Here is a 22,368-nt window from a genome sequence, read left to right on the forward strand (position 1 = left end):
TATTATGTCCTTACCTTAGGAGCGCGGATAGTCAGTGCGAGGGCAATGATGCCCAGCAGCGCGAAGAGCAGGGCGAGTGCTGATGCCTGGTTATAATCTCCTGCCTGTTGCAGATTGAATACTTGGACACCCAGTGTTGTGGTTCCGGGGGCGACGAGGAGTACGGAAATAGTAAGTTCTCGAATCGCGGTCACCGCGACCAGTACCGCGCCGGAGATGGCCGCCGGAATGGTCATCGCGCCGGTGGTAGTAAATAGCGCCTTAAGCGGTGTGGCGCCAGAAATACGCGCTGCTTCTTCCACGGTGACCGGGGTGCTAATGAGCGGTGCACGCACGGATTGGACAACGAGTGCGGTAAAAGCGCAGACATAGGCGATAAGGATTATCCAAATGGTGTTATACAGCCCGGTATAGCGCCCGGCAATCAGCCAGGCGACGCCGATGATGAGCCCAGGCAGCGCGCTCGGTAGCAGCGCAGAAAGTGTTAAAAGCGTATTTCCCCGCGCCTGGGTCCGAGTCACTAGAATTCCGATGACCCAGCCGAGAATCCCGCAGATTATCGCGGCGGTTATCGACAAAAATGCGGAATTGGTTAGGCCGTCGATAACGCGCGGGTTGGATAAAGCAGCGCTAAAGTTCGCCAGCGAAATGGTTTCAAGAGTAAATGGAACCCCAGGGGCTGGCAGCAACGCGCGGTAGGCCAAACCGAGGATCGGGCCAATGGAAATGGCGAGTCCGCACACCCACATGATGATCGTGACCGGCCAACGCGCTGAATGCAGCGCAAAGCGCGCCGGGCTTCCGGAGTTATGGGTAGAAGACGAGTTTTTCAGGGAGGTGAGATAGTCCAAAATGACGGCGCCGATTCCCAAGAATAAGAGGACAACGCCGATGGTAGAGACCACCTGCAAAGGATTGGATACGGTGCCGGAATCAATGAAGCGGTAAATCATCGTCGCAAGGGTTTCGAACCGAGCAGGTGAGCCGATAATGGCGGGAATCCCAAAGTCAGCCAGATTAGCAATTGCCGTGAGGGTAAACGCGGACAACAATGCAGGGCGCAGGAGCGGAAGGGTGACCGTGCGCAGAACTGTCACCACGGAAGCGCCCGATACCCGGGCGGCCAGTTCAAAATCAGGGGAGATGGAGCGCAGGCTTGAAGAAATGATGACGTATGCCGTGGGAAAAGAGTGGATAGTCATCAGCGCTATGACCCCGTCTGCGCCGTAGATATTCCATATTTCGAACCCAAAGAGCTTATTTAATCCCTGATTCGGGCCGAAGAGTTGAATCCAGGCGATCGCTCCGATAAATGGTGGAACCAAGAGCGGGGAAAGCAGGAATAGGCGCAGCACCGAAGAACCGTAGATATCCGTGCGGTCTAGCGCGATGGCTATAACGGTGCCGATGATGACGGCGGCGAGCGCCGAAAGCGCCGTGGTAAAAAGCGAATTCCATGTGGCGATGCCGAGACCTTGCTCTAGCAGGACGGGAATTTGGTTTCCGCCCAGTGCAAGGGAGACAACAAGGGCTAAAGGCGCGATGAACAGGCCGATGGCAATGAGCCACACGCCAACGCGCAGCGCGGATACGGAGGGATTTTTCAACAAGGGAGCCATCAAGAACTAGGAAGAAACTGCCTTCTGGAAAACCTCGACGGCGGCGTCTTTATCCTTGGTGATTTTTTCTAGGTCTTGGTCCATCAACTCAATGTCTGCGAGTTCAGGGGTGGCTGCTGGGGTTCCCACGTCTTCGCGCACCGGGAGGTACGACTGATCGACGGCAATTTCTTGTGCCTTCTTCGAAAGCAAGAAGTTGATGTATTTTTGTGCTGCTTCTTGTTCCTTGGAGTCTTTGAATACGCCCGCGGGCTCAGAAATATACGGTGATCCCTCGGTGGGGTAGGCGAGGGCAACCGGGGATCCCTTATCCGCGAGGTCGCGGACTAAGTAATCGACGACCACGCCGACGGGCCTAGAACCGGAGGCGGTTTCTTGGGAAGTAGGGCCATTGGACTCTGCGATCATCGGGGAATTCTTGCCTAGGTCTTCGATCCACGCTTCACCGAGGTCTGAATTGTTCTTCCATGCTGAGGCATTGAAGGCCGCCGCACCAGAGACCGCCGGGTTAGGCATGACGAGTTTGTCCTTGTACTTCGGATCGGTGAGATCTGCCCACGAGGTCGGGGCATCAACTTCTGCGATTTCATCGGTGTTATAAGCAATGACCGTAGGGATGATGCGCGTGCCGACATAAAAATTCTCGTCGTCCTTGGCCTCGTCGATGATGTCGTCGGAATCGACATCGGCAAGCTCGATGAGGTCACCGTCCTCGGCGTAATTTTCAAAGGTAGGAGCATCGGCCGCCCAGAAAACATCTGCTTCAATGTCGCCAGATTGCTTCTCCGAAGAAATGCGCGCGTTCAAATCGCCGGTACCAGCGCGGTATACCTTGACCTCGATATCGGGGTTTTCTTCATTGAAGGCCGCATTGATTTCATCGACCTTCTCTTCCGGCTCGGAGGTATAGACGGTAATAGTGGTTGAATCGCTTGCGACCTGCGTATCGTCATTGTCGGTCGCAGGCTCACCGCACGAACTAAGAAGAACGGTTGAAGCAAGGGCTAGGGCAGCGAGAGAAGAGTGCTTCGGCTTCATTGGGGAAGGTCCTCCAGAGAGAGTAGTTAACAGGAACGTCTATCTAACTGCGCCGAAGTTAAGGCAACTTGGGATAGGTGTGAACGCACAGTAAATTCTTTGAGCTCCTGGGCGGATGTCGTGGAGGTGTGGCCAAGGAGCCTCGCTCGAGTGGGCAGCGGTTAGCGCTAAAAAGCGGGAAACCACGAGGTGACAAGCTCGAAGTAGCCCCACATTGGGGGTTAACCTATAGCTCAATAGATATTTGTATACCTGTAGTACTACCGTTATGAAAAGCAATGAAGGAACCCTACAAGGAGAAACAATGGATTCGGTGATCGCAGGCAATGCGAGCTGGATGCTCATGAGCGCGGCTCTCGTGCTTCTCATGACCCCAGCCCTGGCACTTTTTTACGGAGGCATGACAGAGCGCCGCGGCGTGCTCAATATGATGTTGATGTCCTTCGGCTCACTAGCGGTAGTCAGCATCATTTATGTCCTCTGGGGCTGGTCGATGAGCTACGGCACGGAGTCCTGGGGCGGCATCGTTGCCAACCCCTTCGAGTTCTTCGGGCTGAAGGATTCCATCTTTGATGCCAATGGTGAATACCTCGAAGGCGCGGAAGGCTACGCCAATATCATTGATATCGGCTTCCAGCTCACCTTCGCCGTTATTTCCACCGCGATTATCTCCGGTGCACTCGCCGGCCGTGTGAAGTTCGGTACCTGGATGGTATTCAGCGGCCTGTGGGCAACCTTTGTCTACTTCCCGCTGGCTCACATGGTCTGGGGCGGCGGCATCCTGGGTGAGGGCGAAAGCAGCGTCACCAGCTGGATCTTTGGCAGCGAAGGCGGGGAAGCGCTTGTGGCCCCCATTGACTTTGCCGGTGGTACCGTCGTCCACATTTCCGCCGGTACGGCCGCACTGGTCCTCGCGATTGTCGTGGGCAAGCGCCAAGGCTTCCCGAAGAGCGTGCAGCGCCCCCACAACCTGCCCATGGTCATGCTCGGTGCCGGCCTGCTGTGGTTTGGTTGGTTCGGCTTCAACGGTGGTTCCGCCTTCGCAGCCGATGGCCTCGCCGGCCTGGCCTGGGTCAACACCACCGCCGCAACGGCTGCGGCAATCCTGGGCTGGTTGCTCGTGGAAAAGCTGCGCGATAACTACTGCACCTCCCTGGGTGCAGCCTCCGGTGTGGTCGCAGGACTTGTCACCATTACCCCAGCTGCGGGCGACCTGAACCCAGTGACCTCGCTCATCATGGGTGCCCTCGGCGGCATGCTGGGCTGCCTGGGCGTGGGCCTGAAGTTCCGCTTCGGCTTCGATGACTCTCTCGACGTCGTGGGCGTCCACCTGGTCGCCGGCCTGTGGGGCACCGTGGCGGTTGCTTTCTTTGCCAATGACCGCGGCATCTTCACCGGTGGCGGCGCCGAGGGCTGGAAGCTGCTCATCGTACAGATCCTCATCGCCGCAATCGCCGTGGCCTTCGCCGCAGTCATTACCGCCATCATTGCGGTGATTTTGAAGGCGACCATCGGCTGGCGCGTGACCGACCAGATTGAAACCGACGGCATTGACTTTGGTGGTCACCGTGAGACCGGCTATGACATTGGCGGCCGCGCTATGCGCGGTACCACCAGCCGCAACTAAAACGCCCAGCGATACCTAGGAGCAACAATGAAACTCGTAACAGCCGTGGTCAAGCCCTTTACGCTTGATGATATCCAGCAAGCACTACAAAAACTCGGCTCACCGGGCATGACGGTCACCGAAATCGAAGGCTTTGGCCAGCAACGCGGTAACAAGGAAATCTACCGCGGTGCCCAATTCGCCACCTCCTTTGTGCCCAAGGCCAAAATCGAGCTCATCGTGGCAGACGATGACGCCGAAGCGATTGTCGATGCCATCGTCGACGCCGCCTGCACCGGCGAAATCGGCGACGGCAAGATTTGGATCGCACCCGTCGAAGACGTCATCCGCGTTCGCACCGGCGAGCGAGGCGAGAAGGCTATTTAAGGCTCCAACGCACCAGCGCCCCAGGCCTCCACAGAAGACTGGAGGCCTAGGGCTTTTGCTGCGGTGTGTGAACCTGGGATTTTAGCTTTCTAGCTGGCCAGTTTCTTTTGCGGAGGCCATAATATTGGCCAAGGCATCCACCAAGCTATCCAGCACGTTTTTATCGCTGGACACTAGAGCATCGCGCTGCTTGCGCTGTTCGATGCCGCTAAAAATTGCACGCGTTGCTTCTGCCTTGAACCGCTTAGAGCGCTTGAGCTGCTCCTTGGAGTTTTCTTGGCCGAGTTTCACGGCCGCGGGCTGGCTGGAGAGCGTACCCCATGCAGCAACGATCATCTGAGCAGTACCACCGCTGTCAACGTCAACTCCCGCGAGCGAGAAAAGGGACCCGACCCCTGATTGGTGGACACGAGGGGAACAAGCCTCCAATCAACCTACTGGTTGATTGAAGTTTCAACCGCCTCTGCGATTCAAAGCCGGACAAGTCGGGGCAAGATATGTATTTAGAGAACTTGATCCCCTCGGCTATCCAGTCACAGCGATGACTGGGAAGGAGTAATGATATGAAGGCTTTGTACAGGGCAGCGATTTTCTACCTCGTCTTGGGCTTGGTCGCCGGCTTGTTTTATCGGGAGTTTACGAAGCTACAAGATTTCCCGGAAGGCGAATATACGCAGCTAAGCGTGGCTCACACCCACTTGCTGGCGCTAGGCTTCATGCTATTCCTTATCTTCTTGGCGTTGGAAAAGGTCTTTGCACTGTCGCGGCACCACCAGCTGTTCAACTCGTTCTTCTGGCTCTACAACGTAGGCGTGGTACTCACCGTCGGCATGCAAATTTCACACGGCATATTGACGGTGTTGGGCAAGGAATCCAATGAGATGATTTCGGGCATCGCCGGGCTGGGCCACATCTTTATCACGGTGGGGCTGACGGTCTTTCTCGTGAATTTGGGCCGGGCCATCAAGGAGCCAGATGCAGGCAGCGCCAATGCTTCGGTGAACGCCTAACTATGAGCGAGAGCACAGCGCACAAGAAATCGTTACGGCGCCTACTCGCCGCGATTGGATAAGCTTGGCGGTTCTTTCCGTCGGGCTGGGTGTCATTGTTCTAGATGGCACTATCGTCGGCGTGGCATTGCCCTCGATCATCACTGACCTGCAGCTTAACCTGACGCAGGCGCAGTGGGTCAATAGACTCTATGCGGTGCTATTAGCTGCGCTGCTGCTGTCAACGGGCAAGATCGCTGATACCTGGGGACGCAAGCGCGCCTTCCTCATCGGCTTGACAATATTTGTGGCAGGCAGCGTATTGGCGGGATTTTCTACCTCCGCCGCCACGCTGATCTCCGCGTGCGCAGTACAGGAAATCGGTGCTGCGTTCATCATGTCGTCCGTGCTTTCGACCGTTAATGCCGTGTTTCGCGGCAAGTACCGCGCCGCAGCCTTTGGTGGGCGGAGCGCGGTGATTTCCGGCGAAGCAGCGGTCGGACCGCTTGCCGGTGGCGCTCGCGATTTCGGCTGTGGGGTTCGCGCTGTTTATTCGGTGGGAAAAGCACCGCGAGCGGGGTCAACGCTCGGCGCTGTTGAACCTTGGATTGTTTTCTTATTCCACGTTCTCGTGGGGCAATATCACCGCAGGCGCGGTAGCAATCGGTGAGCTCGCCATCATTTTCGTGCTGCCGCTGTACCTGATTAATGCATTGGATCTAAGCACGATGTCGGCGGACCTTTTGCTGGCCGCCATGGCAATCGGTGCATTCTTCTCCGGTGCGGCAGCCCGCCACGTCGCGGCCCGGTTCGGGGCGCCTGGCACCGTGCTCATCGGGCTCGGCTTGGAAGTCGTCGGTGTCCTAATCCTCGTCCTGCTTATGGGGCCGGACACGAATGGTTGGATCATCGCCGCCCCGCTGACCCTATACGGTTTAGGGCTTGGGTTCGCCTCCGCGCAGCTGACCGGCACGGTGCTGCGGGATATTCCCGTCGATGACTCCGGGCAAGCCTCCGCATCACAGAGCACCGTGCGCCAGATTGGTTCCTCACTGGGCACCGCCGTATCCGGTTCGGTCTTATCGGCCGCCCTAGCGCTCACACTGCCGAAGGCGCTTGACGATGCCGCAATCACCGGGCCCGGCGCCGACAGCATTGCCGAAGCTATCCGTCAATCCGCAGGTGTCAGATGCGAGTTTTTGGTACCGGTGTTCTGGGGACTCGGTACTGCCGTGTTCTGGGTAGTTGGTACCGGGGCGGCCCGACTGAGTCGGCCCGGCTTTTGCTCTATTTGTCCGGTCCTATTGGGGATGTAGCTTTGCGCATGTCAAAGTCTCCTATGCGGATTCGGTAGCCGTTGTTGAGACGGCTTACGAGTGAGGGCCTGACCCCCGGAAAATGGACACGTCGGGGGTTAGGCCCCACCCCAATGTATGTGCGATCTGCGTATAGCTAGCACCGTCAAGGCATATCGTAAGAATTTGTTTGAAGTTAGCCACAACAATGAGCTTCTTTCCAAGTAGAAGTTGATGTGACACCAACGAATCGTGGTGTCGCCAACATCAACTATGAAAGAAAACCCTTGCAGTACCAGGTACGCGCAACCCTGGCACCAACTACGCGGACTCACGGTACCAACTACCCCAAATCGACACGCAGGCTCGAGCATCGCGCAATTGCGCGAGCAAGGTGGAAATGGCCCATTCGGTGAACAGACTGGGGCAGTGGTGCAGGCCTTAAGCGAAGGCATGACCAACCCCGCGCAGTGGTCGCTCGTGGCCGCTACCGCATTCCTTGCGCTGGGCTTTGTTGGTGCACTTCGAGTGCGCCGTGCTGTAGCACAAAACAGCAACAAAACAGAGGATAAAGCCCCTGCGGGGCAGTAAGGGCTTACGGTTTAGAGAACTGCAGTGACCTCATAACCCTTCTCAGTGAGCAACTGGGACACTGCTTCAAATGTCGCCCTATCGCTATCCGGATTGTAGGTTTCGGGATCCAAAGCGATATGCGCGAATTCTCCTTCGTAGCGCACAGTAATGAACTCGTAGCCGGCTTGGTCTTGGGCATCATCGATAAGCGCCTGCACGTCAGAAGTATCGCGGTCAGGAGTAGCCGTGGACGCATGTCCTTGGTGTTGGGCTGCAGGGGAAGCTTCTGTGGTTGGAGTGCTGGGTCCGGTTAAACCAGTGCCTGCAGCCAATAGCCCAGCAAGAATAGTGGTAATCATCTGAGTACCTTTCTGTACGGCGTATGGTGTGTGTGAGCGTGGTGCAAAACACCCGCCAACCTGCAAAATTAACGGTGGTAATTTTAGCTTAGTTCTGAATTAGCTCAAGAATAGGCCGACGAGGGGTGCGTTTGTCATCCCGGCTTCTTCTGGTGCAGCGCCCTTGATTGATCGTGGGGCCAAGCAGTCATCATTACTCATTTTCGGGCCCCTGAGCCGAGCTTTTCGTTGAAATTATCCCAGTTGGTGCATGCACCTGAGGAGGCCCGTGCGTATACAGCGCTAGTTGATGGGTTTCGTTAGGTCGCAACGGTTCATCGGAGAAATCCCCGGAAACGACCATCGAAAATAGGTCTCCGCCAACGTTTTGGGCTAGCTTTTTGAATTTGTGTTTATCCGTCAGGTGTGCAACCGCGATTGCTGATCCTTGCGCATGGATACCCGCGATTGACACAAATGTTTGCCGGGAACCTGGCCGCCGTGGCGCACGTGCTACATACGCCGTGTCGCTTTCCGTTTCACCGTGGTCAAGTAGTGACTGGAACTCCTGGGAGCCTTGCCTTTCGCTGATCTTCCAATGTCCTTCGCTTTCGTGAAAGCGAAGGGAAGGATCGTGGTCCATTGCTTTCGCGACTAGGGAAGAATTTTTGGGTCCGCAGATAACGACCAATCCTTCGGTGGACAGATCGATGGAGCCGTCTGGATTGACGTAATCGAATGTCACATCCATCTTTGCCGCTTTCAAAAACTCTGCCAGAAGGGAAGCTGCTACAAAATCAGGCTCCGCAATAACCCTCCGCTTTTCCAAGAGCCGCATGGGAATGACGATCGTGATATTGGAGGCGCCGAAGAACTTCTGCACCCTCTTGCGAGAACTAAAACGCGTGAGCCACTGATAACCCGCGGTAGCAATTGAGGAAAGCGCAATAAAGTGGGATAACCAAGTTAGAGCAACGTTAGCTGTCGCGAATCCAATCATTTCACTCGGTCATACGTGGTCGGAAGATTTACTGTGATTACGGTAGCATCATCAATTTTCCCAGATTGTGGGAGTAATGCTTCAGTCATTTCTGCAAGCTTATATGGGAGACCCTCAGCTTGACGGGCCTGTGAAAAAAGTACGGATGGTTTAGCGAGCCCTATAAACCCGTCGGTTCCTAGAATGACTGGGTACTGGGCATTCTTGATGCGTCCCTGTAGAGCATGACATGCCGCATTTGGTTCCGTTTCGGCTACCCAGAACCCTCCTGTGGTGTTGCGCAGCTTAGACTCGGCTTCAACAAGAGCGAGATGAGCCTTTTCAATTTCACCTTGGGCAGAGCCTGCTTTTAAAAGCTCACGGTATCGTTGCCGTTCCACAACGGCGCATTCTTGTAGGCGCGTGTCTTGGAGCAATTTGATGTCAGAATCTGCATCCGCAAAAACGATTCCAGCATCGCCAAGGACGAGGTAATCGAAATCTTTTTCATTGAATCGGCACAGCGCTACGGTCGCACTTGCACGAACGTTTTCAGTCTGTGCTGTCGCAGAGATGGATGCTGCGAGGATGGTAGCTAAAGAAGCATGAGGATTGTTAGCGGCACAATTTTTGAGTTGGGTATTGAGAGCATTGACAAAGCTAACGACCTCGTCAGAGATGGTTTTGGGATTCGAAGCTCCATCGATGACCCAAACTAAATTTTTATAGCTACCCCACGAATCTTCGTTTGTTGCATGGCTATTTCCTTTTTGGGAATGCGCGGTGATTTCCACACTGGGAAAGGATGTACTCATAGGGTCATTTCTCCAAAATTGGGACCACGCATTGAAGCAAATTGTCTACCCCGGCGGGGTGCAGACCGGCCTGACACCATGGTTTAAAGAGTCGATACCAATAGTGTTGGTTACCTTAAAGCAGATCGCTTCGTGCCCCAGAGAAGATTCGAACTTCCGACACCGGCTTTAGGAGAGCCGTGCTCTATCCCCTGAGCTACTGGGGCGGGGATGTTGCGTATGCAACTCGGATCATCATAGCAGTGGGGCGCGAGTGCGCCCCAAAAGGCTGCGTGCGCGGCCGTTTGTGTGGGTGGGCGAGTAGCCCGGGTCGGGCTCGCAGCCTTAGCTATGAGGTTTAGGCGCCTGCCAGTTCTTCCTGCTTATTGCGCACGGAGGATGCAGGCGGGTTGGTCTCGTGGGTGCCGTCGGAGTACAAGACGGTGGGGATAATGCGGTTGCCGTCGTTGACGGACTTGATCCACTCGTTGATGTCGTCGGCGTTATCGCCTTCTACGTCCACGAGCTCGTATGGGGTTTCGGTGCGGTCCAAGTTCTTAATGAGCTTGGCACAAAATGGACACCAGTCGGCGTAGAAGATGGTGACATCGGCATTGGTTTTGGGTGCTTGTACAGTCATTAGGCTGCGTCCTTTCTATCGTAAGTTAAAAAGCGGTACTTCATGGGTAGCTCGCTGGCCGGCTGCTCGGGAAGCTCTAAATGCCCTTTGTCAGAGGTGAGCCAATCCGTGCTGTAGGCCAAGCCAAACGTATCGGGGATATCCGGGGCAAAGACGGCATCCTCGCCATAGATATCGCCGATGTTTACGCCCATGAGAGTGACCTCGATGCGGTCCACCTGGTCCAGGGCGGCGGTGTAGATTTGGCCACCGCCGATGACCCAGGCATCGGCAAGCGCGGGCATCGTCCTGCCCACCGTAGCACCAGTTGACCACGTGCCGGGCGCGCGCGAGGAGAGCACGTAATTCTCCCGGCCGGGCAGGGGACGGAACTTGGGGTTGAGGGACTCCCAGGTCTTGCGGCCCATGATCACCGGCGCGCCCATGGTGACGTCCTTGAAGTGCTTGAGATCTTCCGGCACATGCCAGGGCATCTGCGCGCCATCGCCGATGATGCCGTCCAGGGACTGCGCCCAGATCGCGCCGAGCATTAGACCGACACCTGCGCCTTGATGGCCGGGTGCGGGTCGTAGCCCTGCACCTCAAAATCGGCGAAGTCATAGGAGAAGAGGTCCTTCGCCTTGTTGAGTTTGAGCTGCGGGTATTCGCGCGGCTCGCGGGAAAGCTGCTCTTGGACTTGCTCCACGTGGTTGTTGTAGATGTGGCAATCGCCGCCGGTCCAGATGAGATCGCCCACCTTGAGGCCGGCCTGCTGGGCAAACATGTGGGTCAGCGCCGCATAGGAGGCGATATTAAAGGGCACGCCCAAGAACATATCCGCCGAGCGCTGGTAGACCTGCAACGACAGCGTGTCATTGGCCACGTAGAGCTGGAAGAGCAGGTGGCAGGGCATAAGTGCCATCTGGTCGAGCTCCGATACATTCCATGCAGAGACCAAGTTGCGGCGCGAATCCGGGTTATTCTTCAGGGTGTCAAGCGCCTGTTGGATTTGGTCGATGTGGCTCCCATCCGGGGTGGGCCAAGAGCGCCACTGCACGCCGTAGACCGGGCCCAAATCGCCATTCTCATCGGCCCACTCGTTCCAGATGCGCACGTTATTATCCTGCAGGAATTTCACATTGGAATCGCCGCGCAGGAACCACAGCAGCTCGCCGATGACCCCGCGGAAGTAGACCTTCTTTGTGGTTAGCAGCGGGAAGGATTCTGCCAGGTTATAGCGCAGCTGCGCGCCGAAAATGGAGCGCGTTCCGGTGCCGGTGCGATCGCCTTTGGCCGTGCCTTCTTCGAGGACGCGGCGGAGGAGATCCTCATAAGGAGTCTCAGTCATAGGCACCAGTTTAGAAGCCGCCATTCTCCTCGGCAAAGGCCGCGGCGTGCTCTAGAATCTCGTCTTTCAGCTCGGGGCGGCAGATGAGCAGATCGGGGATGAAGGTGTCCTCATTATTGAAGGTGATGGGGCTGCCATCGAGGCGGGAACAATGCAAGCCGGCTGCCAAGGCAACGCCTACTGGGGCGGCTTGATCCCATTCGTATTGGCCGCCGGCGTGAATATAACCGTCATAATCACCAAGCAGCACGTGCATGGCCTTAGCGCCGGCGGAGCCGACGCCCTCGGTTTCGTAGCCCATCTGTTCTGCGATATAGCCGGCCACCTTGGGCGGGCGGTTGCGGGAGATGACGAATTTCTTAGACAGTGGGCCGTCGACGGCGCGCACATCGGAGGACTTGAAGGTTACGCCGTAGTCTGGCAGTCCCACCGCGGCGTGGACTGGGGTGCCGTCCTCAACGAGGGCGATGTGTACCGCCCAGTCCTGGCGGCCGGTGGCAAATTCCTTGGTGCCGTCAAGTGGGTCCACGATCCAGACGCGCTTCTTTTTTAGCCGGGCGAGATCATCGGAGGCCTCTTCAGAAAGCACGCCATCGCCGGGCCGGTGCTGTTCTAATACGCGGGCGATCCATTCTTGGGCGGCGTCATCGCCGGCATCGCCAAGCGAAAGGCCCCGCAGCAGGCCACCATTGCGCACCCCCTTTAAAATCTCGCCGCAGCCTTGGGCGAGCGAATTGGTCAGGCGGGAATCAGAAATCTCGACGGTCATGGTGCCCACATTACAACGGGGACTAGAGTGTGGTCATGCCAGAAAACATCCTCGAGCGCTTTCGCCCCCAAGTGGCGCAGTGGTTCCAGGACGTTTTTGCCGCTCCCACCGCGGTACAAGCCCAGGCCTGGGACAAGATTTCCCGCGGGGATCACGCCCTGATGGTTGCCCCCACTGGTTCTGGTAAGACGCTCGCGGCGTTTTTATGGGCGCTGAATAACCTGGTGGAACGCGAAGGCCAATTGGCCCTGCCGGTAGGCAATGCTTCCGGCTCCGCTACCGGGGTGCGGGTGCTGTATATCTCGCCGCTCAAAGCGCTGGGCGTGGACGTGGAAAATAACTTGCGGGCCCCGCTGACCGGCATAGCGCGCACCGCGGAAAAGCTGGGGTTGGAGGTGCCGAATATTTCCGTGGGCGTGCGCTCGGGCGATACGCCCTCGGCAGAGCGCTCCCGGCAGGTGCGCAAGCCGCCGGATATCCTCATTACCACCCCGGAATCGGCGTATTTGATGCTGACGTCAAAGGCGGCGGGGATTTTGAAAACCGTCGATACCGTCATCATCGATGAAATCCACGCGCTGGCCGGCACCAAGCGCGGCGCGCACCTCGCCCTGACGCTGGAGCGCCTACAAGAAATTGCGGGCGATGTTCAGCGCATTGGGCTTTCCGCCACGGTGCGCCCGCTTTCGGCCGTCTCGGATTTCTTAGGCGGCAATCGCCCGGTGGAAATTGTGGCGCCGGAGGCCCACAAGAAGTGGGACCTGGACGTGCGCGTCCCGGTAGAGGATATGTCGGATCTTCCCACGCCGGAGGCGGGCTCGACCATTGGGGAGCTCACCGTCGATGATGCCATCGGCATTACCGGCGGGCCGGAAGGCAGCGGCGACGGCGGGGAAGAATTCGGCATGGAGAACTTCGGCGGGGAAGAAGACACCGCGCTGCCCACCGCGAACTCCATCTGGCCGTTTATTACCCAGGATCTCTACGCGGACATCATGGCGCATCGCTCCACGCTGGTCTTTGTGAATTCGCGGCGCAGCGCCGAGCGCCTGACCAGCCGGCTTAACGAGCTATACGCTCAGGAATATGATCCGGATTCGCTCTCGCCGGAAACCCGGCGCGATCCCGCCCAGCTGATGGCGCACTCGCATGTTGCGGGCAAGGCGCCGGCGGTCATCGCGCGGGCCCACCACGGCTCGGTGTCCAAGGATGAGCGCGCCATGACGGAAACGATGCTGAAGGAAGGAACGCTGAAAGCCGTGGTGGCCACGAGCTCGCTGGAGCTGGGCATCGACATGGGCGCGGTGGATTTGGTGGTGCAGGTGGAATCGCCGCCCTCGGTGGCCTCGGGCCTGCAGCGCGTGGGCCGCGCCGGGCACCATGTGGGCGCGGTCTCGCACGGCGCGTTTTATCCCAAGCACCGCGCGGACCTGGTGCAGTCCACGCTGACGGTCGCCCGCATGCGCGGCGGCATGATCGAGAAGATGCATACCCCGCGCAACCCGCTGGACGTGCTTGCGCAGCAGACCGTGGCGGCGGTGGCCGCGGCGGGCGAGGAGGGCTTAAGCGCGGATGACTGGTATGACATCGTCAAGCGCAGCCATCCCTACCGCGAGCTGGCCCGCGAGGTTTATGATTCCGTCATCGATCTGGTCAGCGGCGTCTACCCGTCCACGGATTTTGCGGAGCTGAAACCCCGCGTGGTCTATGACCGCGTCTCCGGCGTGATGACCCCGCGGCCGGGGGCGCAGCGCGTGGCCGTGACCAGCGGCGGCACCATCCCGGATAGGGGAATGTTCGGCGTCTTCCTCTATAGCGGTGGCGAATCCGGCAAGGCCCCGCGGCGAGTGGGCGAGCTTGATGAAGAGATGGTTTATGAATCCCGCGTGGGCGATGTCTTCACCCTGGGCGCGACCAGCTGGCGCATCGAGGAGATCACCCGCGATCAAGTTCTGGTCACGCCCGCGCCGGGGCATACGGGCCGGCTGCCGTTTTGGAATGGCGATGGCGCCGGGCGCCCCTATGAGCTGGGCCAGGCTTTGGGCGAGTACCGCCGCGAGGTAAATACGGACCCGGGCATTTTCGCGGATGCCGATGAGAATGCCCGCAGCAATATCTTGTCCTACCTGCGCGAACAGCAGGAGGCCACCGGGATTATTCCGGATGAAAAGACGCTCGTGCTCGAGCGTTTCAAGGATGAGCTGGGGGACTGGCGCGTGGTCCTGCACACGCCCTTTGGCCGGCCGGTCAACTCCGCCTGGGCCCTGGCAGTGGGCGCGCGGGTGGGGGAGCGCACCGGCATGGACCCGCAGGCGGTGGCCGGCGATGATGGCATCGTGCTGCGCCTGCCCGAGGGTGAGGCCGATCCCGATGGCACGATTTTTGCCTTTGACGCCGACGATATTGCCGATGTCGTGGCCGAGCAGGTGGGCAATTCCGCCCTTTTTGCCTCCCGTTTCCGCGAGTGCGCGGCCCGCGCGCTGCTCTTGCCCCGCCGCAATCCCGGCAAGCGCGCCCCGCTATGGCAGCAGCGCCAGCGCGCCGAGCAGCTCTTGGATGTCGCCCGCAAGTACCCGTCCTTTCCCATTATTTTGGAAACGGTGCGCGAGTGCGTCCAGGACGTCTACGATGTGCCGGCGCTGCAGGAGGTCATGCGCGATCTGGGGCACCGCCGCGTGCGCATCGCGGAGGTCACCACGGATCAGCCCTCACCCTTTGCCTCCTCGCTGCTGTTTAATTACACCGGCGCCTTCATGTATGAGGGCGATTCCCCGCTGGCGGAAAAGCGGGCGGCGGCCCTCGCCCTTGACCCGGCGCTCTTGGCCAAGCTACTGGGCACGGTGGAGCTGCGCGAGCTTCTGGATCCCGCGATCATCGACGAGGTCCATACTCAGCTGCAACGCACCGCACCCTCGCGCCGGGCGCGCACCACCGAGGAGGTTGCGGATCTCCTGCGCATGCTGGGCCCCATCCCGGTCGAGGAGCTGGGCGAGCATACCGACGTTCCCTTTACCGCCCTGGATAGCCTAGGCACGCGTATAATGCGGGTGCGCATCGGCGGGCGCGAGCACCTTGCCCAGTCCCAGGACGCGGCGCTGCTTCGCGATGCCCTCGGCGTCCCCATTCCTCCCGGCATCCCCGCCCAGGTCGCCACGCTTGCCGATGCCCTCCCACAGCTCGTCAGCCGCTGGGCGCGCACCCGCGGCCCGTTCGTGCTCGCGGACCTAACCGCCGCCTTCGGCATTTCCGTATCCGCAGCACACACCACCCTGGCCGGCCTGGATTCGATTGTGGAGGGCCACTACCGGCAGGGAATAGAGGAGCAAGAGTACTGCGCCGCCGAGGTACTAAAGACCATTCGCTCGCGCTCGCTTGCAGCCGCGCGCGCGGATACCGAGCCGGTCTCTGGCGCCGCCTTCGCCCGCTTCCTCCCGGAATGGCACGGCATCGCGCCTGCCGGGAAGCGTCCGGCACTCCGCGGTGCCGATGGCGTATTCTCCGCTATCGAGCAGCTCGCCGGGGTGCGCCTGCCGGCTTCTGCATGGGAATCCATTATTCTGCCTGCCCGCGTGGGGGATTTTTCGCCTCGCATGCTGGATGAACTGACCGCCAATGGTGAGGTGATGATCCTCGGTGCCGGAAAGGCCGGTGCCGCCGACCCCTGGGTGATGCTGCTGCCCACCGATTACGCCGCCCAGCTCGCCCCTGAAACCGATCCGGAGGGCGTGAGCATGCTGCAGCGGGCCATTTTAAGCGTGCTCGAGCGCGGCGGCGGCTTCCTCTTTTCCGATATTGCCGCCGAGGTCCCTGGTACCGCCGAGGAAACCCGCGAGGCCCTCTGGGGGCTGGTGGAAATGGGGCTGGCCAGCCCGGATTCCTTCGCGCCCATCCGCACGCGCTTATCGTCAGGCGGGCGCGGTGCCTCCCGCGCTGGCCGCGGTGCTACCGCCCACCGCTCCAAGCGGCGCCCCACGCGCTCGCGGCTGCGCATGGGCCGCACCTCGTTCGCCCAGACCCAGAACGCCACTGGCGGCGCCGGCCAGACCCCACCCGATATGCTCGGCCGCTGGTCGCTGGCGGTGCCCGCCGCCCAGGACGCCACCTCGCGCTCTGTGGCGCACGGCGAGGCCTGGCTGGATCGCTACGGTGTGGTCACCCGCGGTTCCGTGGTGGCAGAGGACGTCCTCGGCGGCTTCGCGCTGGCCTATAAGGTCCTGTCCGGCTTTGAGGAATCCGGCAAGGCCATGCGCGGCTATGTCATCGAAGATCTCGGTGCCGCGCAATTTTCCACCCCGGCCATTATCGATCGCCTGCGCGGCCTGGCGGATTCCCCCGATGTCACCGGCTGGCCGTCCGGCACCACCGATCCAGAGACCTTCGTGCTCGCCGCCGTGGATCCCGCCAACCCCTACGGCGCGGCGCTGCCGTGGCCGCAGCGCGATGATGCGGGTGGCAAAGCTCCCGGCGGGCCCGCCCGCTCCGCCGGAGCACTGGTCGTGCTCTGCGATGGCCTCCCCATTGCCCACCTCACCCGCGGCGGCAAGACCCTGACCACGTTCATCGACGCCCTGCCCGATGGAATCGAGACCACCGACGTCTACGCCCGGCTCCTTTCCGCGCTCACAGAACTCATCGCCGCCGGGCACATGTCGCCGCTGGTGATTGAAAAGTGCAATGGCAACCCCATCCATCACACCCCGACCGCTAGCATCCTGCGCTCGCTGGGCGCCGGAATCACCCCTAAGGGCGTGCGCATTGCCGGTCGCGCCGCGCCGCCGCGCGTCCCGCGCCACGGGGCGCAGGGTAGTTCACCCGACGACTCGCGGGGTGGCCTTCGCGGGGGCCGACGTGCCTCTGAGGCCATCGAGGAGCTCAGCTTCGATGATCCGCCCCCGCCTCCGCCACCCCGCAACTCCGGTGGTTTCCGCCCGCGCGGCGGGTACCGTCGCTAGCGCTACGCGCCCGCAGGTGTATTTTGGTGGGGCCACAGTGTCTGAGGCCCACGGAAGGAGGCCAGCCCCCATGCCCGAAGGCGATTCCGTCCTACAACTTTCGCGTCGCCTGCAGTTTATGACTGGGCGCGAGGTTACCGGCTGTTCCGTGCGCGTGCCGCAGCACGCCACCGTAAACCTCACCGGCACCATCTGCGAGCGCGTGTGGCCCTATGGCAAGCACCTCTTCATGCAATTCGATCAGACCATCGTGCACACCCACCTAAAGATGGAGGGCACCTGGGCCATCCACTACGCCGGCGACCGCTGGCGCAAGCCCGGCCATAGCGCGCGCATCGTGCTGCAATTGGCCCATTCACCGCGCGATATTGAACTCGTGGGCCACTGGCTGGGTTTTGTCGATATCTTCGACGCGGATCAGTACTTTAGCCGCATCAACCACCTTGGACCGGATATCTTGGACCCCGACTGGGACCGCGAGGAAGCGGTGCGCCGTTTGCGCGCGCGACCCGAGCGCAGCATCGGCACGGCGCTTTTGGACCAGAAGGTCGTGGCGGGCATTGGCAATGAATACCGCGCCGAAATCTGCTTCCTCGCCGGCGTTCACCCGGCCACCTCGGTGGCAGAGGTGGATGTGGAACAGGTACTGGACATCGGCAAGCGCATTATGTGGGCCAACCGGAACTCGCCCATCCGCGTGACCACCGGTGTGCGCCGCGCCGGGGAGACCACCTATGTCTTTGGGCGCAACCGCAAGCGCTGTCGGCGCTGCGGCACCATTATTCAGAAAGATTCCCTGGGCGGCGTTGACCGCGGCGGGGATGAGGGAGAATTAGAGCGCATCATCTGGTTCTGCCCGCACTGCCAGCCGCTCTAAGGTTCCTTTACGCTTTTCGCGCTAAGCTAGCGGGCATGCGATCACTACTAAATCTCGTATTTAATATCATCTGGTTACTCTCCGGCGGCATCGTTCTTGCGCTGGGCTACTTTCTCTTCGGCATCATCGCCTGCATCTTCATCGTGACGATTCCGGCGGGCGTGGCCTCGTTCCGCATGGGCCAGTTCGCGCTGTGGCCGTTCGGCCGCTCCGTGGTGGAGCCCCGCAAGGGCACCGGCGGGATGTCTGCCATCTCCAATGTCATCTGGTTCGTCATTGCAGGCCTGTGGCTGTCCATTGGCCACGTCGTTACCGCCGTCATCCAGGCGATTACCATCATCGGTATCCCCGTTGCCTGGGCCAATCTCAAGATGATTCCAGTGACCTGCTTCCCGTTCGGCCGCAAGGTCGTCAGCTCGAAGAAAATCCCGGCCGGCTGGCAGCCCATGGTGAAGCTGTAAATTCACCAAGCCTGAGAGCGCCTAGCCCGAAGCGACATGTTGCTTCGCGGCTGGGCGCTTTAGCGATCTGTGGTGCTTAGGCACGAAAGTGTCCACAACAACCGCGTTTGTCTGAATTTGCGGGCAGATTTTTTAAGAACGCGGTTGTTGTGGACACCTTTACGCTAGAGCCCGAGGCGCGGGGCGCATGACTCGGGCGCGGGCCGGAGCTAACGGTTGGCGCGGTACCAGCCGATGAGCTTATCGGTGGACTGGTCGCCGGAATCTACCTCTTGGCTGCCGGAGACGGCAGGGGCCAAATCATTGGCCTGTTGCTTGCCCTGCTCCACGCCCCATTGGTCGAAGGAGTTGATATCCCAGATGATGCCTTGGGTAAAGACGATGTGCTCGTAGAGCGCGATGAGCGCGCCCAGGGTGGAGGGGGTAAGCTCCTCGGCCATAATCGTGGTGGTGGGCCGGTTGCCCGGCATTACCTTGTGCGGCACGAGGTCTTCCTCAACGCCCTCGGCGGCGATTTCTTCGGCCGTCTTGCCAAAGGCCAGCACTTTGGTTTGGGCGAAGAAATTGCCCATGAGCAGGTCATGCATCGAGCCGGTGCCGTCTGCGGTGGGGAAGTCTTCCTTGGGGCGGGCAAAGCCGATGAAGTCCGCCGGGATGAGGCGTGTTCCCTGGTGCATGAGCTGGTAGAAGGCGTGCTGGCCATTGGTGCCCGGCTCGCCCCAGTAGATTTCGCCGGTCTGTCCAGTGGTGACCGCGGTGCCATCGCGGCGCACGGACTTGCCATTGGATTCCATGGTTAGCTGTTGCAGGTAGGCCGGGAAGCGGCCGAGGTCCTGCGAGTACGGCAGGACGGCGTGGGTTTGAGCGCCAAAGAAATTGGTGTACCAGATGCCCAGCAGGCCCATGAGTACGGGCACATTGCGCTCTAGCGGGGCGGTGCGGAAGTGCTCATCCATGGCGTGGAGGCCTTCCAAAAAGCGCATGAAATCCATCGGGCCAATGGTGCACATCAAGGACAGGCCAATGGCGGAATCGAGGGAGTAGCGCCCGCCCACCCAATTCCAGAACGGGAACATGTTGTCCGTATTGATGCCGAATTTTTCCACCTGCTCCGCATTGGTAGATACGGCCACGAAGTGCTTGGCTACGGCGGATTCATCGCCATTGAATTGCTCGATGAGCCAGCGGCGGGCCGCGTGGGCATTGGTCAGGGTTTCCTGGGTGGTAAAGGTCTTGGAGGAGACGATAAAGAGGGTGGAGCCGGCATCGAGCCCATCCAAGGTGGCGGCCATATCGGCGGGATCCACGTTGGAGACGAACTCCGCGGAAATGCCGGCTACTTCATAGGAACGCAGGGCCTGTGCGGCCATGGCGGGGCCGAGATCGGAACCGCCAATGCCGATATTGACCACCTTTTTAATGGTGTGGCCGGTATGCCCCAACCAGGAACCGGAGCGCAGGGCGGTGGCGAAATCGCGCATGCGGCCCAAAACCTCGTGGACATCGGCGGCGACATCTTGGCCATCGACGTGCAAGTCATCTTCTACCGGCAGGCGCAAGGCAGTGTGCAGGACGGCGCGATCCTCAGTGTTGTTGAGGTGCTCGCCTGCAAACATGGCATCGCGGCGGCCTTCCACGTCGGCGGCGCGGGCTACCTCAACCAAGTGCTGGAGGACGTCTTCATCGATGAGGTTTTTGGATAAATCCACGTGCAGGCCGGCGGCGTCGAAGGTGTAGTTCTCGGCGCGGTTTGCATCTGCGGCGAAGAGTTCGCGCAGGCGCAGGTCCTGCTTTTCTTCATAAACCTTGACCAGGTCTTTCCACTGGGACGATGCGGTGATATCCATGGCAATTGGCCTTTCTGGCGACGAGCGCATTGGCAATGTGTACCCCTCCCACCGTAGTCGAGAATGAGTGCCAACGGCACCGTGAAAATGTGGCATTTAGAGGATGAGAGCGCCCGCCCAGCCGGCGATCAGAAGTGGGATATTGAAGTGGATAAACGTGGGGATGACGGAGTCGCGGATGTGGTCGTGTTGGCCATCGGCGCCGAGGCCCGCGGTGGGGCCGAGGGTGGAATCGGAGGCGGGGGAGCCGGCATCGCCAAGCGCGCCTGCCGTACCAATGAGCGCTACCGTGGCCGCGGGGCTAAAGCCGAGCGAGGCGCACAGGGGAACGTAGATAACGGAGATAATCGGCAGGGTGGAAAAGGATGAGCCGATGCCCATGGTGACCACCAGGCCCACCAAGAGCATGGCGCCTGCGGAGAGGAACTTATTGGTGCCAAAGAGGCTGGCGGTGGCATCGACAAGCGGGCCGACCTCCTCCGTGGCCGTCATGACGGAGGCAAAGCCCTGCGCGGTGATCATGATAAAGCCGATAAGCGCCATCATTTTCATGCCGTTGGTAAAAACGTCATCGGCGTGCTTCCAATCCACCGCGCCGGAAATGAGCAAGATACCCAGGCCGGTCAGGGCGCCGACGAGCAGGCCATCGGATTCGAAATCGAGCGTCTGCATGATGATTTGGACGGCGAAGGTGGCAATAATCGCCAGGATGGAGACCCAGATTTTATACGTCGAGGGTGTTTCCTGGTGCTCTTCGGCGGCAATAGGCCGGTCCTCGTACTCGCGCGGGGCGCGGTAGCTGATAAAGATGGCGATGAGCAGGCCGGTGAGCATGCCCAGGGCGGGAATGGCCATGACCTGCATAATATTGATATCGGAGGTATCCAGGCCAGCCTCTTCGATATTGAAGAGCAGGATATCGTTCAAATAGATGGACCCGAAGCCCACCGGAATGAACATGTAGGTGGTGATAAGGCCGAAGGTCAGGCACGTGGTGATAAGGCGTCGATCCAGCTTGAGCTTATTCATCACCGCCAATAGCGGCGGGACCAGCAGCGGGATGAAGGCGATGTGGACGGGGATGAGGTTTTGGCTCATCACGGCCATGGCGATAAGGCCAAGAATGAGCATCCACTTGGTGGTGGCCGCGGCCTTGGGGTCTAATTCGCCGGTGCCGCCGAGCTTGGCGATGAGAAAGTTGGCCAGGATCTGCGGCAGCCCGGCGGAGGCAACACCCATCGCAAAGGCGCCCAAGAGGGCATAACTCAAGGCAATCTTGGCGCCGCCGCCGAGCCCGTCCTGGAAGGCGACCATGGTGGCATCCAGGCCCATGCCGGATAGGAGGCCGCCGACTATCGCGCCGATGAAAAGCGCCACCACCACGTGCACCCGCAGGAGGGCGAGCGCGAGCATGATAATGACGGCGATGAGTACTGCATTCATGCCCCGAAAGCGTACTGCATAGTATGGATGAGATCGTAATTAATCCGGGTCTTTTAAAGTGGATTCAGCCTAGGCGTCCGCGCCCCATGCGCAGCAGGGCAGAGGCGATGGTGGGGCCTTCCTCGCCAAGTTCCGCGCGGAACTCATTGAGGATGGCGATCTCGCGGGTGTGCACCAAGCGCGTGCCGCCGGAGCTCATGCGGGTGCGGCCCACCGCGCGGGAGACCTCGGTGCGGCGCTTGACGGCATCCAAGATGATCTGATCCAGGCGGTTGATTTCCTCGCGATACTGCTGGATTTCCGCATCAGATAGGGGATCATCCGTGCCGGTGGGCGTGCGGATATCCAAGCCATTGTCAACGATGGATTCATTATCTTCAGCGGTCATGGTCCTTTATTGTGCCACTTCGCGGTGCCATCGTGCTACTTGGTCA

The 22,368-nt window shown here is 59.8% G+C and carries 20 protein-coding genes, 1 tRNA gene and 1 pseudogene; 8 read left to right on the forward strand and 14 right to left on the reverse strand.

Annotation, left to right across the window (positions count from 1 at the left end; translation table 11 throughout):
* Positions 1-2: 2 nt before the first annotated feature.
* Both QP970_RS06065 and QP970_RS06070 read right to left on the reverse strand, forming a co-directional pair.
* On the reverse strand, positions 3-1,607 hold the full coding sequence (locus QP970_RS06065; protein ID WP_370657791.1) for an ABC transporter permease: 1,605 nt from the start codon (positions 1,605-1,607) through the stop codon (positions 3-5).
* Between the two features lie 18 nt (positions 1,608-1,625).
* Positions 1,626-2,657 carry an ABC transporter substrate-binding protein gene (locus tag QP970_RS06070; RefSeq protein ID WP_284869783.1) on the reverse strand — a complete coding sequence of 344 codons (1,032 nt, stop codon included), beginning with the start codon at positions 2,655-2,657 and terminating at the stop codon, positions 1,626-1,628.
* 304 nt (positions 2,658-2,961) lie between these two features.
* Between QP970_RS06070 and QP970_RS06075 the strand changes: the two genes are divergently transcribed.
* Positions 2,962-4,284 carry an ammonium transporter gene (locus tag QP970_RS06075; protein WP_239269216.1) on the forward strand — a complete coding sequence of 441 codons (1,323 nt, stop codon included), beginning with the start codon at positions 2,962-2,964 and terminating at the stop codon, positions 4,282-4,284.
* Positions 4,285-4,311: 27 nt separating this feature from the next.
* Positions 4,312-4,650, forward strand: a complete 339-nt coding sequence (locus QP970_RS06080) for a P-II family nitrogen regulator (RefSeq protein WP_023025886.1) — start codon at positions 4,312-4,314, stop codon at positions 4,648-4,650.
* 81 nt (positions 4,651-4,731) lie between these two features.
* Here the strand turns inward: QP970_RS06080 and QP970_RS06085 are convergent, their stop codons facing one another.
* Positions 4,732-4,986: a hypothetical protein gene (locus QP970_RS06085; RefSeq protein ID WP_239269215.1), complete on the reverse strand. Its 255-nt coding sequence runs from the start codon at positions 4,984-4,986 to the stop codon at positions 4,732-4,734.
* A 227-nt stretch (positions 4,987-5,213) separates the two neighbouring features.
* Here QP970_RS06085 and QP970_RS06090 point away from each other — a divergent pair, with 227 nt between their 5' ends.
* The 3 genes and pseudogenes from QP970_RS06090 (at position 5,214) to QP970_RS06105 (ending at position 7,525) form a co-directional block, all read left to right on the forward strand.
* The gene (locus tag QP970_RS06090) at positions 5,214-5,660 is read left to right on the forward strand and encodes a DUF2871 domain-containing protein (protein WP_239275441.1); all 447 of its coding nucleotides are present in this window, start codon (positions 5,214-5,216) and stop codon (positions 5,658-5,660) included.
* A gap of 121 nt (positions 5,661-5,781) precedes the next feature.
* Positions 5,782-6,955, forward strand: a pseudogene (locus tag QP970_RS06100) (MFS transporter).
* Positions 6,956-7,315: 360 nt separating this feature from the next.
* Positions 7,316-7,525 carry a hypothetical protein gene (locus QP970_RS06105; protein WP_239269213.1) on the forward strand — a complete coding sequence of 70 codons (210 nt, stop codon included), beginning with the start codon at positions 7,316-7,318 and terminating at the stop codon, positions 7,523-7,525.
* Positions 7,526-7,536: 11 nt separating this feature from the next.
* Here QP970_RS06105 and QP970_RS06110 read toward each other — a convergent pair whose 3' ends face one another.
* The 8 genes from QP970_RS06110 to QP970_RS06145 form a co-directional block, all read right to left on the reverse strand.
* Entirely contained in the window at positions 7,537-7,866 is a 330-nt protein-coding gene (locus tag QP970_RS06110) for a malonyl-CoA-ACP transacylase (protein ID WP_239269212.1), read from the reverse strand.
* A gap of 193 nt (positions 7,867-8,059) precedes the next feature.
* Positions 8,060-8,845 (reverse strand): hypothetical protein, encoded by a 786-nt coding sequence (locus QP970_RS06115; RefSeq protein ID WP_239275443.1) that lies wholly within the window; start codon positions 8,843-8,845, stop codon positions 8,060-8,062.
* Complete coding sequence (locus tag QP970_RS06120; protein ID WP_239269210.1) at positions 8,842-9,639, reverse strand: protein phosphatase 2C domain-containing protein; 798 nt, start codon at positions 9,637-9,639, stop codon at positions 8,842-8,844. Before QP970_RS06120 ends, QP970_RS06115 begins: the two co-directional genes overlap by 4 nt.
* A gap of 133 nt (positions 9,640-9,772) precedes the next feature.
* A tRNA-Arg gene (locus QP970_RS06125) sits at positions 9,773-9,845 on the reverse strand.
* 131 nt (positions 9,846-9,976) lie between these two features.
* Positions 9,977-10,258 (reverse strand): glutaredoxin domain-containing protein, encoded by a 282-nt coding sequence (locus QP970_RS06130; protein WP_239269209.1) that lies wholly within the window; start codon positions 10,256-10,258, stop codon positions 9,977-9,979.
* Positions 10,258-10,788, reverse strand: coding sequence for a dihydrofolate reductase (locus QP970_RS06135; protein WP_023017603.1), 531 nt, complete (start codon positions 10,786-10,788; stop codon positions 10,258-10,260). Before QP970_RS06135 ends, QP970_RS06130 begins: the two co-directional genes overlap by 1 nt.
* Entirely contained in the window at positions 10,788-11,594 is an 807-nt protein-coding gene (locus QP970_RS06140) for a thymidylate synthase (RefSeq protein ID WP_239269242.1), read from the reverse strand. The genes QP970_RS06135 and QP970_RS06140 overlap by 1 nt, the downstream gene beginning before the upstream one ends.
* 1 nt (position 11,595) lies before the next feature.
* Positions 11,596-12,354 carry a 3'(2'),5'-bisphosphate nucleotidase CysQ gene (locus tag QP970_RS06145; protein ID WP_239269208.1) on the reverse strand — a complete coding sequence of 253 codons (759 nt, stop codon included), beginning with the start codon at positions 12,352-12,354 and terminating at the stop codon, positions 11,596-11,598.
* Between the two features lie 35 nt (positions 12,355-12,389).
* On the opposite strand from QP970_RS06145, the gene QP970_RS06150 reads away from it, so the two are divergent.
* The 3 genes from QP970_RS06150 (at position 12,390) to QP970_RS06160 (ending at position 18,644) form a co-directional block, all read left to right on the forward strand.
* Entirely contained in the window at positions 12,390-17,306 is a 4,917-nt protein-coding gene (locus QP970_RS06150) for an Lhr family ATP-dependent helicase (protein ID WP_239269207.1), read from the forward strand.
* A 70-nt stretch (positions 17,307-17,376) separates the two neighbouring features.
* A complete protein-coding gene (locus tag QP970_RS06155) occupies positions 17,377-18,183 on the forward strand; it encodes a DNA-formamidopyrimidine glycosylase family protein (protein ID WP_239269206.1) in 807 nt (268 codons plus the stop codon).
* A gap of 35 nt (positions 18,184-18,218) precedes the next feature.
* On the forward strand, positions 18,219-18,644 hold the full coding sequence (locus QP970_RS06160) for a YccF domain-containing protein (protein WP_239269205.1): 426 nt from the start codon (positions 18,219-18,221) through the stop codon (positions 18,642-18,644).
* 209 nt (positions 18,645-18,853) lie between these two features.
* On the opposite strand, the gene pgi is transcribed toward QP970_RS06160, so the two are convergent.
* From pgi to QP970_RS06175, 3 genes are all read right to left on the reverse strand, one after another.
* Positions 18,854-20,491, reverse strand: a complete 1,638-nt coding sequence (gene pgi, locus QP970_RS06165; RefSeq protein ID WP_239269204.1) for a glucose-6-phosphate isomerase — start codon at positions 20,489-20,491, stop codon at positions 18,854-18,856.
* A gap of 96 nt (positions 20,492-20,587) precedes the next feature.
* On the reverse strand, positions 20,588-21,934 hold the full coding sequence (locus tag QP970_RS06170) for a Na+/H+ antiporter family protein (RefSeq protein WP_239269203.1): 1,347 nt from the start codon (positions 21,932-21,934) through the stop codon (positions 20,588-20,590).
* Between the two features lie 64 nt (positions 21,935-21,998).
* Positions 21,999-22,322 carry a chorismate mutase gene (locus QP970_RS06175; protein WP_005279891.1) on the reverse strand — a complete coding sequence of 108 codons (324 nt, stop codon included), beginning with the start codon at positions 22,320-22,322 and terminating at the stop codon, positions 21,999-22,001.
* Positions 22,323-22,368: the final 46 nt, after the last annotated feature.

Origin of the sequence: Corynebacterium sp. MSK073 (assembly GCF_030232085.1) — a bacterium.
In the GTDB taxonomy this organism is placed as follows: Bacteria; Actinomycetota; Actinomycetes; order Mycobacteriales; family Mycobacteriaceae; genus Corynebacterium.

Bases quoted from the DNA above. Each gene is read 5' to 3' on its own strand.
- QP970_RS06080 (WP_023025886.1), top strand. From the start codon at position 4,312: ATGAAACTCGTAACAGCCGTGGTCAAGCCCTTTACGCTTGATGATATC.
- QP970_RS06175 (WP_005279891.1), bottom strand. From the start codon at position 22,322: ATGACCGCTGAAGATAATGAATCCATCGTTGACAATGGCTTGGATATC.
- QP970_RS06090 (WP_239275441.1), top strand. From the start codon at position 5,214: ATGAAGGCTTTGTACAGGGCAGCGATTTTCTACCTCGTCTTGGGCTTG.
- QP970_RS06130 (WP_239269209.1), bottom strand. From the start codon at position 10,258: ATGACTGTACAAGCACCCAAAACCAATGCCGATGTCACCATCTTCTAC.
- QP970_RS06085 (WP_239269215.1), bottom strand. From the start codon at position 4,986: ATGATCGTTGCTGCATGGGGTACGCTCTCCAGCCAGCCCGCGGCCGTG.
- QP970_RS06120 (WP_239269210.1), bottom strand. From the start codon at position 9,639: ATGAGTACATCCTTTCCCAGTGTGGAAATCACCGCGCATTCCCAAAAA.
- pgi (WP_239269204.1), bottom strand. From the start codon at position 20,491: ATGGATATCACCGCATCGTCCCAGTGGAAAGACCTGGTCAAGGTTTAT.
- QP970_RS06075 (WP_239269216.1), top strand. From the start codon at position 2,962: ATGGATTCGGTGATCGCAGGCAATGCGAGCTGGATGCTCATGAGCGCG.
- QP970_RS06160 (WP_239269205.1), top strand. From the start codon at position 18,219: ATGCGATCACTACTAAATCTCGTATTTAATATCATCTGGTTACTCTCC.
- QP970_RS06155 (WP_239269206.1), top strand. From the start codon at position 17,377: ATGCCCGAAGGCGATTCCGTCCTACAACTTTCGCGTCGCCTGCAGTTT.
- QP970_RS06115 (WP_239275443.1), bottom strand. From the start codon at position 8,845: ATGATTGGATTCGCGACAGCTAACGTTGCTCTAACTTGGTTATCCCAC.
- QP970_RS06145 (WP_239269208.1), bottom strand. From the start codon at position 12,354: ATGACCGTCGAGATTTCTGATTCCCGCCTGACCAATTCGCTCGCCCAA.
- QP970_RS06135 (WP_023017603.1), bottom strand. From the start codon at position 10,788: ATGCTCGGCGCGATCTGGGCGCAGTCCCTGGACGGCATCATCGGCGAT.
- QP970_RS06110 (WP_239269212.1), bottom strand. From the start codon at position 7,866: ATGATTACCACTATTCTTGCTGGGCTATTGGCTGCAGGCACTGGTTTA.
- QP970_RS06150 (WP_239269207.1), top strand. From the start codon at position 12,390: ATGCCAGAAAACATCCTCGAGCGCTTTCGCCCCCAAGTGGCGCAGTGG.
- QP970_RS06070 (WP_284869783.1), bottom strand. From the start codon at position 2,657: ATGAAGCCGAAGCACTCTTCTCTCGCTGCCCTAGCCCTTGCTTCAACC.
- QP970_RS06170 (WP_239269203.1), bottom strand. From the start codon at position 21,934: ATGAATGCAGTACTCATCGCCGTCATTATCATGCTCGCGCTCGCCCTC.